The sequence below is a fragment of the Paenibacillus sp. TSA_86.1 genome (genome assembly GCF_052691815.1).
The window spans coordinates 1-13,102 of the sequence record NZ_JBQZGE010000007.1 but is presented as its reverse complement, the minus strand read 5'-3'; the positions used below and the strand labels follow the sequence as shown (position 1 = coordinate 13,102).

10 protein-coding genes are annotated in these 13,102 nt (G+C 49.1%); 4 read left to right on the top strand and 6 right to left on the bottom strand.

What is annotated here, in order from left to right; translation table 11 throughout:
• Positions 1–294 precede the first annotated feature (294 nt).
• The gene (locus ACUTVW_RS15405) at positions 295–1,251 is read left to right on the top strand and encodes an N-acetylglucosamine kinase (protein ID WP_445646624.1); all 957 of its coding nucleotides are present in this window, start codon (positions 295–297) and stop codon (positions 1,249–1,251) included.
• A gap of 36 nt (positions 1,252–1,287) precedes the next feature.
• Positions 1,288–2,193 (top strand): N-acetylmuramic acid 6-phosphate etherase, encoded by a 906-nt coding sequence (gene murQ, locus ACUTVW_RS15400; protein ID WP_445646623.1) that lies wholly within the window; start codon positions 1,288–1,290, stop codon positions 2,191–2,193.
• A 311-nt stretch (positions 2,194–2,504) separates the two neighbouring features.
• On the opposite strand, the gene ACUTVW_RS15395 is transcribed toward murQ, so the two are convergent.
• The 6 genes from ACUTVW_RS15395 to ACUTVW_RS15370 all read right to left on the bottom strand — a co-directional run bounded on the left by ACUTVW_RS15395 (position 2,505) and on the right by ACUTVW_RS15370 (position 10,678).
• Positions 2,505–3,344: a MurR/RpiR family transcriptional regulator gene (locus tag ACUTVW_RS15395; RefSeq protein WP_445646789.1), complete on the bottom strand. Its 840-nt coding sequence runs from the start codon at positions 3,342–3,344 to the stop codon at positions 2,505–2,507.
• Positions 3,345–3,453: 109 nt separating this feature from the next.
• Complete coding sequence (locus tag ACUTVW_RS15390) at positions 3,454–4,698, bottom strand: anhydro-N-acetylmuramic acid kinase (RefSeq protein ID WP_445646622.1); 1,245 nt, start codon at positions 4,696–4,698, stop codon at positions 3,454–3,456.
• A gap of 294 nt (positions 4,699–4,992) precedes the next feature.
• The gene (locus ACUTVW_RS15385) at positions 4,993–6,639 is read right to left on the bottom strand and encodes an MBL fold metallo-hydrolase (RefSeq protein WP_445646621.1); all 1,647 of its coding nucleotides are present in this window, start codon (positions 6,637–6,639) and stop codon (positions 4,993–4,995) included.
• Positions 6,636–8,306: an ABC transporter permease gene (locus ACUTVW_RS15380; protein WP_445646788.1), complete on the bottom strand. Its 1,671-nt coding sequence runs from the start codon at positions 8,304–8,306 to the stop codon at positions 6,636–6,638. The genes ACUTVW_RS15385 and ACUTVW_RS15380 overlap by 4 nt, the downstream gene beginning before the upstream one ends.
• A 92-nt stretch (positions 8,307–8,398) precedes the next feature.
• Complete coding sequence (locus ACUTVW_RS15375) at positions 8,399–9,475, bottom strand: ABC transporter substrate-binding protein (RefSeq protein WP_445646620.1); 1,077 nt, start codon at positions 9,473–9,475, stop codon at positions 8,399–8,401.
• A 144-nt stretch (positions 9,476–9,619) separates the two neighbouring features.
• Positions 9,620–10,678 (bottom strand): ABC transporter ATP-binding protein, encoded by a 1,059-nt coding sequence (locus ACUTVW_RS15370; RefSeq protein ID WP_445646619.1) that lies wholly within the window; start codon positions 10,676–10,678, stop codon positions 9,620–9,622.
• A gap of 252 nt (positions 10,679–10,930) precedes the next feature.
• Here ACUTVW_RS15370 and ACUTVW_RS15365 point away from each other — a divergent pair, with 252 nt between their 5' ends.
• Both ACUTVW_RS15365 and ACUTVW_RS15360 read left to right on the top strand, forming a co-directional pair.
• Positions 10,931–11,848, top strand: a complete 918-nt coding sequence (locus ACUTVW_RS15365) for a LysR family transcriptional regulator (RefSeq protein ID WP_445646618.1) — start codon at positions 10,931–10,933, stop codon at positions 11,846–11,848.
• 138 nt (positions 11,849–11,986) lie between these two features.
• Positions 11,987–12,847, top strand: a complete 861-nt coding sequence (locus ACUTVW_RS15360) for a hypothetical protein (protein ID WP_445646617.1) — start codon at positions 11,987–11,989, stop codon at positions 12,845–12,847.
• Positions 12,848–13,102 lie beyond the last annotated feature (255 nt).

Sequence of the window (13,102 nt, the reverse complement as noted above, 5' to 3'; positions counted from 1 at the left end):
TCTTGCATCTTGCATTCCCTTACCGTTTCCTCACAGTTAGCGTGCAACCCGGAATCTGCACCTCCTTAGAGATCGACCTGTTGAAAAAGTCTGATCATACTGAATGCAACATATACGTTAGTTTTATTAACATGAATCGTATTGAATCTTCCTAAATTGCTGATTGAATTCATTATATGAGCTGTAAAATAAAAATTCAACAATAATTTTTATTATAAAATTTAATTTTACTTTTTTGAATTCAGCCTCTATACTATGAAAAAAAAGAAAATAAACCCTACCGAGGTGAGCACGTTGCGAGTATACGCAGGAATTGATGGAGGCGGTACCAAAACTGATGCAGCAATCATTTCCGAATCCGGGGACATTCTGGCAACAGCCCGTGGCGGTGCAACAAACCCACATAGTGTATCGCCTCAAGAAGCCGTAATGGAGTTACTACGTATATTGGATCTTCTATTTTCATCCAATATACATTTTTCATCTCATTGTGAATGTATCTGTCTTGGAATGTCAGGTATTGCCGAAAACCAAGAGCGGCATTGGATTGCTTCTCATGTACAGGAATATATGAAAAATAAGAAAGATACGTTGGACTCCAGTAGTACGGCATGTGCTGTCTGGGTTGTTACAGAGGGAGAAATCGCAATGATGGCCTCTCTCGGGCAACCTCACGGTCTGCTCGCTATTTCAGGAACTGGCTCTATCGTCTATGGCATTACACCGGAAGGGGAAGTATGCCGAGCAGGGGGATGGGGACATCTGCTCGGTGATGAAGGGAGTGGTTACCGAATTGGCCAGCGAGCCCTGCAAGCGGTGATGCAGAGCTACGATGGCGTTCTACCGCCAACCATGCTGACATCGCTTGTGCAGCAAGAACTTCAAGTGAAGCATGCGCCAGGCCTGAAGCAGCTTGTTTACCAGCCCGATTGGACCAAATCGAGTACGGCTTCCATCGCTCGCCTGACAATAGAGGCTGCTTCGGCAGGGGATGAGGCAGCACGTGTACTTCTAATAGATGAGGCTCGCCAACTGGCGGAAACAGCCAAAGCACTCATCCGGCAACGCGTTTCCTTTCACACTGCTCCTATGGCACTTTCCGGGTCCATATTCCGCCATTCTCCCCTATTTCGGGATACCTTTGTGCAACAGCTTGCCGAAATGTATGAATTACAGCAGACCGTCTGTCCGGAAGATACTCCTGCTCCGGCAGTGGGTGCAGCACTGCTAGCAAGACAGAAATGCCATTAGGCAGAATGATGTTAATAAAAAAAGGAGGGCTTACGGATGAATCATACACTTAACTCTTTAGTGACGGAACAGCCTAACCCGCAGACAGATCATATCGATCAGCTGCCTTCAGCAGAGATCATGGAATTAATCAATCGCGAGGATCGCCAGATCGGCGAGCTTATTCAGCCGTTGATTCCAGTCATTGCCCAAGCAGCCGACCGTATTGTCGTCAGTTTTCAATCTGGTGGAAGATTGTTTTATGTAGGTGCAGGCACGAGTGGTCGACTGGGTATTCTGGACGCATCGGAGTGCCCGCCTACTTATGGCACTCCATCTTCCATGGTACAGGGCATTATCGCTGGCGGATTTCGGGCGGTCAAAGACCCGGTGGAAGGTGCGGAAGACAGTGAGGAAGCCGGAGGCATTGACCTGCAGCAGCATGGACTCCATGCGAACGATATTATCGTTGGCATTGCAGCCAGTGGACGTACGCCGTATGTCCTCGGGGCGATGAAATACGCTCGTCAGATCGGTGCTGTAGTGATAGGTCTGAGTAACAACGCGGATACACCTATGAGCACACTGTCGGATATAAGCATTGAAGCAGTTATGGGGCCGGAAGTGGTGATGGGATCAACCCGCATGAAAGCAGGTACCGCCCAGAAAATGATTTTGAACATGCTGACAACCACGGCAATGATCCGTCTAGGTAAGGTATACCGTAATTTCATGGTAGATCTCAATCCATCGAATGAAAAGCTTGTGCATCGTGCGAAACGAATGATTCAGCTTGCGACCGGGGCGAATGAAAACGAAATCGAACATGCCTTCACCGCAGCCGACGGACATGTCAAAACAGCCATCGTCATGCTAATGGCTGATGTTGACGCAACGGAAGCCGCGCGCAGACTGGAGCATGCAGACGGCTTTGTTCGCCATGCCATTAACAGCTCAGGTTAATCGAGACGGGTACCACCACATCTGCCACCTGCTACCTGCCTTCTGTCTGATGGAGCATCAATAAAGAGCAAGTGCTTGTTATTCTAGAAGCAGGATCAACAAGTCACATGATGGTTATAGGCGTGCTTTCTGGGCGCCGATATAGGGTTTAACATGAGAGAAGCCGTGCCGACAGGCGGGATTTCTCTTGTTTTATTTTCCCCATCGTACACTTGCACTTCACATCAAAAAAAATCCCTGATGCAGCATGTGACTGCAAGGGATTTCCTTATGATTTATGCTGCTGTTATCCATCCATTCTAGCTCAGCACTCACTTGTGCTCCAGGATAGCCTGTCTGCTCTTCTCTAGATACTGCACCGACTGATGATAATCCCGACTGGCAATAGCCAGATACAAAATATCAATGACGTTAAGCTGTGCAATCCGTGAAGATGTTGCCCCGCTACGAATATCACTCTCTGTCGATGTAATCATCAGAGGAACATCCGCGAGACTGCTGAGCGTGTTGCTACCCCACTTGGTAATGCTGATTGTCCCTGCACCGCCTTCACGGGCATGCTTCAAGCAGGAGATCACATTGGAGGTCTCGCCTGAATACGAGATGCAGACTACGGCATCATCTTCGCGCAGTGTCGTTGCAGAAGAAATCTGCATATGTGGATCGGCAAACGAAAAGCTGGTACGGTTGATCCGCATGAACTTGTAATGAGCATCCAGTGCAATCAGGTTGGACGCCCCCACACCGTAGAAAAAAATGCGATTAGCCGCATTCAACATATTAACTGCCTGCTCTACAAGCCTTGGGTCCAAAATATGAACCGTGTCCTTGATCGATTGAATATTGTTTGTAGATACGTGCTGGATAATACTCTCCATCGAATCCTGAGGTCGAATCTCCGTATATTCATACTGTTCATCAGTCTGTAAATCCCCGGCAATTTTGAGTTTCAGCTCCTGAAACCCTGTAACACCAAGTGATTTACACAAGCGAATAATAGCAGCAGGACTGCCCCCGCTTCGTTCGGACAGCTGCGCAACGGACGACTGCACCGTCTCTTGGGGATGTTCCAGAATGTAAACTCCAATCTTTCGTTCTGACGGAGTCAGATCATCCAGCAATGCACGTAAACGTATAAGTCCACCTTTCATGCCTTCCATCCGCTCCTCCTTTCCGTACTGTCATCTTGTACAAGCATTTTATCCTATAATGATTGACGAGTCTAATTAGAAAATAACGGATATGGCCATAGGATAGCCACTAAAGGGTCAGATGTCCCGAGACTACCGCACGCTTCGCCCCTGTAACACCAGGAAGGGTATTCGTCCTGCCCATCAAGGCCTCGTGCCCAAGCAGTGCAAATCCCATCGCTTCTCTGGCATCATCTGGAATACCATAATCTGCTGTACGCTCCAAGCGTATGGATTCAGGCAGTCTTTGGCGAATCATCTTCATTAGTGTGTCATTAGAAGTACCACCGCCACAGGTAAGCATTGCCGAGATCGACATCTTGGGCAGTACAAAATCCTCCACGGCACGTACAATCGTTTCTGCTGTAAACCAGGTTGCTGTAGCCAGCATATCTTCCAGCGATAAGGAACGCGCTACTCCATATTCCATCAGTCGCTTCGTATAATCTGCACCATAGACTTCACGCCCTGTGCTCTTAGGAGGTTGTCGGCGGAAATATTCGTCCTTGAGGCAAAACTCTGCCAGTTCCGGATGCACGGTTCCCTTGGCTGCCATGCTTCCATTGGGATCATAGTGTTGTCGTCCTTCCGTAGCATATCGAACCAGCGCATCCATCACCATATTCCCCGGGCCTGTGTCAAAAGCTGAAACCTCTACCTCTGATGTTCCTGCCGGAAGAACCGTCACATTGCCGATGCCCCCGATATTCTGTACCAGACGCCCCTCTGCAGCACTGCGGAGCATCAACGCATCCGCATAGGGGGTCAGTGGTGCTCCTTCCCCGCCTGCCGCCATATCCCGGGCACGTAGATTGCCGATAACCGGCAGTCCGGTTCGCTCACTCACTACAGCACATTCACCAATCTGCAGTGTGGAGCTTACATTCAGATTGCCTTTGCCAGACGGGCTTGGAAAAGCAGAAGGTATAGGGGCATGCCAGATGGTCTGCCCATGCATACTGATCACATCCACCTGCCCGGTTGAGACACCAGCTGAACCTAGCAGTTCCTGTACACTATGTGCGTACCATTCCGATACACCAAAATGTGCTGTTGTCAGCTCATCTACTCGTGCCGTATCCGGGGAGCACAGCCGAATCAGAACCTCTCTAAGCTCGTTTGTATACGGAGTACAGATGAAATCAACCAGTTCCAGCCGTTGTATCGTCCCGTGCTCATCTGTCTGTATATGCACTAGTGCTGCATCCGTTCCATCCAGCGAGGTTCCGGACATCAATCCAATCACAAGATGCTCCCGCTTGGAACGATACTTTTCCCACATGGGGTAACTGCCAGTATACCTGTGTGTATCCATACGTTTGCCAACCTCCTCTAAACCGGGTACTTACGAGCCCAACCAATCCTGTACATATTTCAATCAGTATATGGTATAAAATTTCACCAGTCAATTATGTTATGAAATTTAATTACACTTCTTGAGCATCTCATTATCTCAAACGAACCCTGGTAATGCCCTGCATCTCTCAGCCTCACATCATCAAAGGCGTTAGAGCTGAGAATAGCTTCACGATGTTATGACAGAAAAGCAAAAAAGACGCATTAAGCGCCTTGATCATTTTTCTTAAACCAATAGCTTCAAATCCATTCTTCAAAAGAATAACGCACCCCCTGGGGCCAGCAGATCAATATCTGTCCCAGGTCGAACGTGTCCACCGAGCAAACCTTGTCTCAGCCGTTCCGTCTCTGCCAAATCCGTATGCACGAGCACGTTGTGCCGGGCGTGGACCCCGTTCAACATCTGCTCCACATCAGCCCAGCCTTGATGAACCTTGAAACGAACCTTTTTCACCTTGCATACGCCGTACTTCTCCGGGTTTTCGAGCAATTGATGTGCAAATGTACCTGCAGCCGTATGTCCAGTAAGCAAAACTAAATTCTCAGCTTCAAGCGCCCACATCTTGTAATACCAGCGTGCTAATGAAGACTGCATCATGCCATCCGGAATGAACCAGAGCGAAGCTTCGTGTTCTTCGAGCAGCCTTGTCCGCCCTTCCACCGTACTGACCCTATTCCATCCTTCTCCATTCAGGAATCTTGCAATCCTGGCCGCAGGCATATCTCCGGTGATCTCCCCTTGCCGCTTTCTAAGCCAGAAAGATGCACGATGCAATTGCTTCATACCATCCACAAGCTTCTGTTCCACAATCAGCGGTACATCTGAAAAACGTTGCTGTGCCCACAAAATCAATTCCTGTCCTCTACCAACCGCAGGCATCGGTAAGAGCACCTTGCCACCATGACGAAGTGCCTTCCTAATAGCACTTTCCAGCTGCAATATTTTGTCTGCCTGTGTGTCGCGATCTGTTCCATAAGCAGCGTCAACAATGGCTAGATCCAGTCTAACGTGGGTATCCTTATCCTTATGTCTTCCCCTATGTGTATCCCTAAGCTTATCCCGTTCCCATTCTATTTTTTTATGCTTGTAGCTACTCTTACTTTCATGTTCCTGTTTCGTTTCTCCACGCTCACTACTGTCCCTGTCCTCACCCTGCTCCATCAACTGCATTCCTGCTTGGAGTAGTGCAAGCCCAACGACTTGTGCGCTCCCCGCAATGGACACCTTGTTAGGTAAAGGCATCCCTTGACCTTGCGTTCCATTCCCAGTTCTGGTTCCGCCAATAACAGATGCAACAGACGTTAACTCACCCCATCTCTGACGCATTAGATCGGCTTGCCTGAATCCTTCAGCCACATCGTCTGCCTGTAGCAGCATGGACTCCGAGGTGTAATCGCCAGAGTACAGTATACGCTTGCCTTCCATCTCCAGCCCAAACCAGACTGATCCAGCCAAATGTCCACTGCGCCCCCAAATGATCGATACACCGGGCAGCAATTCGAACCAGCATTCACGCTCGGCCTCATCCTCCAAAAATCGGTAGCGAACGCGCTGCTCATCGACTTCATCATATGGCAGGGGTTGACCTAAACGTTCCATATTATCGCGCCATGATTGAAAATACGTTGTTAACTGCTCTTTCGTCTCGTGTGTTGTCCATACTTCACCCGTATACCCCAGCTTATAGAGCAACGGGATTGCAACCGAATGATCCTCATGTGCATGAGATAGCAGCACCGCATTCAGTTGTGGCACAACCTCCGGTTCGATGAGCGGATATTCGCCGTTGCCCTCTTTTTTCACACCACAATCCAGCAGCAGTCGGTTATGGTTCCCGCTAAGCAAATAGGCGGAACGTCCGTGCTCGCCCGCACCGCCCCATACGTTCAGTTTGATCATGAAGCATTCCACTTTCTCTTTGAATTCAGCATCTCAATCCCCAGCAGCATCAGCACCGTCATGCCGACGGTTACCACAGCCATTGCCATACCAAGCGATACCTGACCCTGTTCAAACTGGGCAAAAATATACGTCGCCGACGTCTGCATCGACGGCGGAAGAATAAGGAGCGAGCCGACCAATTCCCTCGTCGCAATCGTAAACGTCATCATCCAGCCGGCCAGCATGCCCGGCAGAATCAACGGAACAAGGATGCGCCGCAAAATGTAAAACGGCTTGCCGCCAAACACCTGACCCGCCTGGAACAACGTGCCGTCGATCTGGGTAAAGCTTGATTTTACATATTGCACCGTGTACGGCAGGAACAGCACAACATAGGTGAGTACCACCATACCGTACGTGTTGTACAACGTCACGGGCATCCACGGGGAGTTCCAGAACAGAATCAGACCGACCACCATAACAATGCCTGGCACAGTGTTGGGCAATAGACTAAATAGGTCGATAACCCGTTGCATGAACGAAGACGACTTGCCAATTGCCAGCGCAAACCCGGTGCCTATGATGACTGCCACCGTAGAAGCCGCCAGCGACAATCCCAGACTGTTCCCGATGGCTTTCATGCTCACCGAACCCCAGGATAAAAGCTCCCGATAGTGCTCCAATGTCAGATTGTCCAGAGCCAGCCCTGCTCCTCGCAGCTTCATCGTGGAAGCTGCAATGATCGAGAAGTAGGGAATACCAATCGACAGAATCAGCAGCATGGCCAGATATGCACCGCACAACCATCCAGCCCAGCCTCGCAGGGAGTAGCGCTTCGAGCGCTGCCCTTTGCCACCAACGAGACGATACGTGAATTTCCGGCTGATCGCCGACTGCATATACCACATCACCAGACAGACGGATAGTAGCACGGACGCCAGCGAAGTCGCCTTCCCGAAATCAATGGGCCAACTGGAGATGTATTTGTGAATTTCAGAGGTCATGACATAATAACCAATCTTGCGTCCAAAGGTCGCTGGTGTGCCGAATTCCGCAATCGTTTTGACAAAAACAAGCATAATCCCCATCCCGTAAGACGAGAGCAGCAAAGGTAAAATAATGCGCCTAAACCGATATCCTGCACGCGCACCGTGCACGGCTCCCGCTTCTTCCAAATTACCGCCGATGCGAATCAACGCATCCCGTAACAGCAAATACAGGAATGGGAACAGGTGCAGACTCATGATCATCACCATACCCCAGAAGCTGAAGAACAGCTCTGTCCAGTTCGCAGAGGAGGGCACCCATTGCTGAAGGTATCCCCCTTTTTGCATAAACAGAATCCATCCCATCGAGCCGATATACGGTGGGGTCATGAACGGAATCATTAGTATGACATCCACCCAGCGATGCTCGCCCATCCGGGTTTTGGACATCATCCAGGCGAGTGGCAGTGCGAGCAGCGTTGTTACCGCCACCACGCAGATGCCCAGCCATACGGAATTCAGCAACACGCCAGATAGATGATGCCCGGTAATTGTACGAATCGGAGCCATCCAGTCCCACTGCCCGTTCGGGTACAGACTTTGCCAGAAGATCAGCATAAGCGGCATCCCAATGCTAATCGTTAGCAGAAAGAAGGCCAATACCACGCCCACTCTCCGAAATATCCGGTTGCTATCCATTACAACAGGTTTCACTACGCTCACCTCACATGACTTTCCACGTCAAGACAGCAGAATCTCCTGTTGTCCACCGTTTCTATACTTGTGTTCACTTATTTAAAAGTTTCGGAGAAACGGGCTGCGGTTTCAGAGCCATGTTCGCTCATCCATGTCCAATCCACTTTCAATTGTGGGATATCCTTTACATTGGCACGGTTCGTTGCTTCAATATCTTCGCGACCCGGAATCAGGTATGCTTTTGTAACCAGCTTCTGTGCCTCATCCGACAACAGGTAATCAATAAAGGCTTTGGCATTTTCCACATTAGGACTGGATTTCAGAATGGCTGCCGGTCTCGGGCTAATCACTGTACCTTCTTCAGGGTAAACGATATCCAATGGTTCCCCTTTGGCTTTGGCGGAATAGGCCATGTAGTCCACACCTGCTGCCACAATGCTTTTTGCGCCCGTAATGACTGGATCAAGTGCTTCCTGATTCGCTCCTGACATCGCTACACCATTCGCTTTATAGGCGTTCAGCAGATCCCATCCCTTTTCACCATTGGCACTCAGGTAACCCGTGATGAAATCAAGTGCGGAGCCGGACAAGGTTGGATCAGGAATGTTCACGGCATCTTTCCATGCCGGTGTTGCCAGGTCAGCCCAGCTTTTCGGCGGTGTAGTCACCAGTTTGCTGTTATACACGATCCCCAGTGCCGATGCACTGCTGCTAAAATAGTTCCCTTCTGCATCCGACCAATCCTTGTTCAGCTTGTCCGCATTAGCCGCTTCCGGGTAAGGCAGGGTGAGTCCATCTGCTTTCAACGCTTGTGCTGAGGGCAAGGATGCCAGAATAACCACGTCTGCAACCGGATTCGCTTTCTCTGCCTCCATACGAGCCAGAATTTTGCCTGTCGTGCCTTGGAACATCTCCACTTCAATGCCTGTCTTGGCTGTAAATCCATTTACGATATTGTCTGCCAGCTTCTGCGGTCCTGCGCTGTATAATACTAATTTACCGCCTGCTGCTTTGTTCGGCGCTTCCGCTGCAGCTGCTGCATTTCCTTCCCCTGCGGGCTGTGCTGCGTTTCCGGTTGTTGTGTTCCCCGTGCTACATCCAAATAAACTCAGACTCATCACTGCTGTTAATAAAAGCGTTGCACTCTTTTTACGTGTTGTCATACCGAACATGTTTATGCCATCTCCCTTAGATTCGTATTAGAAAAGCTGCTAATGTTTGTTCTATTTTCTATTTCTTCTGTTCCACTTTCTTATCACTTATATCTGCACATGAACGGTACCATCTAGCACTTTAGTTCGCTTTGGCGATACCCTCTAGTTGGCGGCGATGATTTCCCTCTGTTTTTTCTCACCCGGCTTCGGATTCACATGGTGTGTATCCGGCACAGAATTACTTTCCCGCTGATGATCAAACATCCGGCAGATTTTTTCCGGCGATACATAGAGCTGTACTTTCTCTCCGACGCATACTCTGTGGTTCGCATACGCCGTCCACACACTAAGCCCTTCCATCTGCACACGCACCTCGTAACGTTCTCCCACATAACTAACGCTGAGGATGATTCCGGGGTATCCCAGATCATCGTGGCTTGTTTTGTTCCAGGTCACATGTTCCGGACGAACCATGGATTCATTCGGCGTAAGCCAGTTCGACTTTCCGATAAACGAGGCGACATATGGGTCACTTGGCGCGGAGTAGATCGTTTCCGGGGTACCTTTTTGCAAAATCCGCCCCTTCTGCATTACCACGATCTCATCCGACATCGACATGGCCTCAATCTGATCATGCGTCACATACAGGGCAGTCAGTCCTATATCGCGCACCAGTGACATCATCTCAATGCGCATCTCTTCCCGGAGCACCGCATCCAGTGCACTGAGTGGCTCATCAAACAGAATGACACCCGGCTTCACAGCTACCGCTCTGGCAAAAGCAACCCGCTGCTGCTGTCCACCCGACAGCTGATGAGGATAACGATCCTCCATGCCTTGCAGGCGAACCATGCCGAGTGCTTCGTTCACCTTTTGCCGCAGATCAGACTTCTGTTTCCCGGCTTTCAGACCAAATGCAACATTTTCATATACCGTCATATGCGGCCATAATGCAAAATCCTGAAACACCATGCCCAGATTGCGCTTGTGTGTCGGTGTATCGATCCGCTTTGCTGTAGAGTAGAAGTACTCCCCATCTGCACGAATCTCCCCCGCATCCGGCTGTTCCAGCCCGGCAATCATGCGGAGCAAAGTCGTTTTGCCACAGCCCGAAGGGCCAAGCAAAGTGGTGAATTTTCCGTGTTCAAGCGTCAGATCGGTGGGCAAAAGTGCAGGCGTTTGATGAAATGATTTTTGAATTCCTGTTAACTCCAGTTTCATAAGCACCCCTGCCTGTCCTCTTTACTAAACTTTTTACGTATCTCTTGGACTACTCTCTTGTACTGTTCTCAGTCTAACGCCCGCCTTCGTGAGTTGTTTGTTATGTTTGTAAAATGAGAATTAACTTTTTAGATGAATTCTGTTGATGTTCATAGATTAAATCTATAGATAGGCATGATATGATCCTACATCCAAAGGATGAGGTCATCTTGATTGACCGGGTAGTTTTGGAAACGAAGGAGTGTGGCGAGGTTGAACCTAATCAAATTGCAAATTGTCGAGCTGATCGACAAGCATCATCATATGACAAGTGTGGCCGAGGTACTTGGCATCAAGCAGCCTACCGTTACCTTTCATATGAAGTCACTGGAGGAAGAGATGGGCGTACGTCTATTCGAATCGCGTAGTGGAAAAACATTTCTGACCGAAGCTGGACAAGCTTTGCTTCATTATTGCATCAAAATCAACGCCTTGACCCAAGAGGCTCGCCGTGTAGTCAAGGAATACGACAGCCTGTACCGAGGCAAGCTTCATATTGGAGCAAGTTATGTTCCAGCTACATACCTGCTACCGGCCATGCTTCATACGTTTTCTCAAGAGTTCCCTGGCATTCAAATTGTGTTGTCCGTCAAACCCGCTCCTGTCATCCGGGAGATGGTAATCAGGCATCAACTTGATCTGGGCATTATCTCTTCCGAGCCATTTGTTGGCCCGGTTTTGCACGCCGAAACGCTGTGTGAGGACGATCTTGTGCTCATCTGCTCCCCCCATCATGTGCTGGCCCAGAAAGAATCGTTGCAGCCTGAAGATATCGCGCAGGTGCCTTTTGCTTTACACGGGGATGAGTCCAGTACGCGGAGGCTGACCAACCAATGGCTTGCACAGCATGATACCCGGCTACGAAGTACCGTAGAGATGGATTCTCTGGAAGCCATCAAACAGCTCGTTCTACTCGGCGGTCATATCTCGTTCATGTCGCGAATGGCCGTACAGTGGGAAGAGCGGCAAGATATGATTCATGTGCTTCCCATTCCGGGAGAGCAGGCACCACGTCATATCTACACCGTGCACAACAGGGATCGTCACCCTTCTGTTCAGGTCAATCGGTTCATCGAAGTGCTGCGAGAGCTCATGGTCACGCCGCCTGTGATGCATCAGCCTATCGCTTGAACCTATATAAACTATCGCTGGCCATTCATGAAATCTATGCAGGGTTAACGCAATTGGTGCTCTCCGTTAATCAAGCTCACATTCTCGGACGGTAAAGTGGGGTCTGTACGTTAATCCAGATTAGGAGAGTGATTGGTTTTGAAAAAGTGGAAAAAGGTAACTGCCTCGTTGATGTTAAGCATCGTCACCCTGGGAAGTGGACTGACATTTCTGGACACGCCGCAGGCTTCCGCTGCTGCCAACGCCGTTCCCGCATATGAAGTGAAGTTCTTGGCGAAGCCGGAGCTTGTATTAAACATTAATGGAACACCACGCAGTGAGGTTATCCAGAGTCTTGGCCTGAATGCCACACCACGAAACATCAACGTGGAGTACTTTGATACCAACGCTCTCGGATTAGATGCTCAGGGTTGGAATGTTCGTTTTCGCAAAAAGGATGACAAAAACAACTATGAGTTAACCTACAAAAAGCGTTATCCTGTCATTAACGGAGATATTGATGCAGCGTTGACCCTTGCCAACCAGGAAGGCTTCGATAAATCAGACGATAACTACGAGGCCGAAATCGATTGGGGATATGGCAAACAGACTCTGAGTTTCTCCAATACGAAAAAAGTAGATACCACAGCGACAGGTACCCAACTCCCTTCGGAGAAAAACGCTTTGAACCTGCTATTGGACAAGCTGCCCGGTAAATTAAAAAACTGGTCTGCCTCCCACTGGGGCAAACAACAGCTTACACAGGCCCGTGCCTATGGCCCAATCTCCTTCCAACGTTATGAAGGCACGTGGAACGGTCAGGAGCTTACCCTGGAAGTATGGCCAATCCGCAACGCGGCAGGCACAGGTACGGAGAATCTCGTCGAGGTTTCGTTCAAAACAGATGATTCAGCAGCGGTTTCCGGTCTACGTAGCCAGCTGCTGCAACTGCTTCAAAATAAAAATTGGCTAATCCCTGTTGATGGTCTGAAGACTCAGACGATCTTGGAAAGATATTAATACAGGTTGCATTTATAAATCGTATTCAAATAGTCGATTAAATATAAAAAAGCTCCTATCTGCCAAAACAGAAAAGGAGCTTTTTTTGTCTAACCTTAACGGTTTATGAGGTTAATCAACACGTTTTCAAACACGTTGTTCCTTCAGCCTCAGCACTGCTGTAGCCTTTCACACAAACTGATCTAACACTTAGGTCAAATACAAAACAAAAAAAAGCCCTGCACATTGCGGGCTTTTTTACTTTTACTAAATCAT

Excerpts from the sequence above, each read along its gene's own strand:
- murQ (WP_445646623.1), top strand. The coding sequence starts at position 1,288 with ATGAATCATACACTTAACTCTTTAGTGACGGAACAGCCTAACCCGCAG.
- ACUTVW_RS15395 (WP_445646789.1), bottom strand. The coding sequence starts at position 3,344 with ATGAAAGGTGGACTTATACGTTTACGTGCATTGCTGGATGATCTGACT.
- ACUTVW_RS15390 (WP_445646622.1), bottom strand. The coding sequence starts at position 4,698 with ATGGATACACACAGGTATACTGGCAGTTACCCCATGTGGGAAAAGTAT.
- ACUTVW_RS15385 (WP_445646621.1), bottom strand. The coding sequence starts at position 6,639 with ATGATCAAACTGAACGTATGGGGCGGTGCGGGCGAGCACGGACGTTCC.
- ACUTVW_RS15380 (WP_445646788.1), bottom strand. The coding sequence starts at position 8,306 with ATGGATAGCAACCGGATATTTCGGAGAGTGGGCGTGGTATTGGCCTTC.
- ACUTVW_RS15375 (WP_445646620.1), bottom strand. The coding sequence starts at position 9,475 with ATGTTCGGTATGACAACACGTAAAAAGAGTGCAACGCTTTTATTAACA.
- ACUTVW_RS15370 (WP_445646619.1), bottom strand. The coding sequence starts at position 10,678 with ATGAAACTGGAGTTAACAGGAATTCAAAAATCATTTCATCAAACGCCT.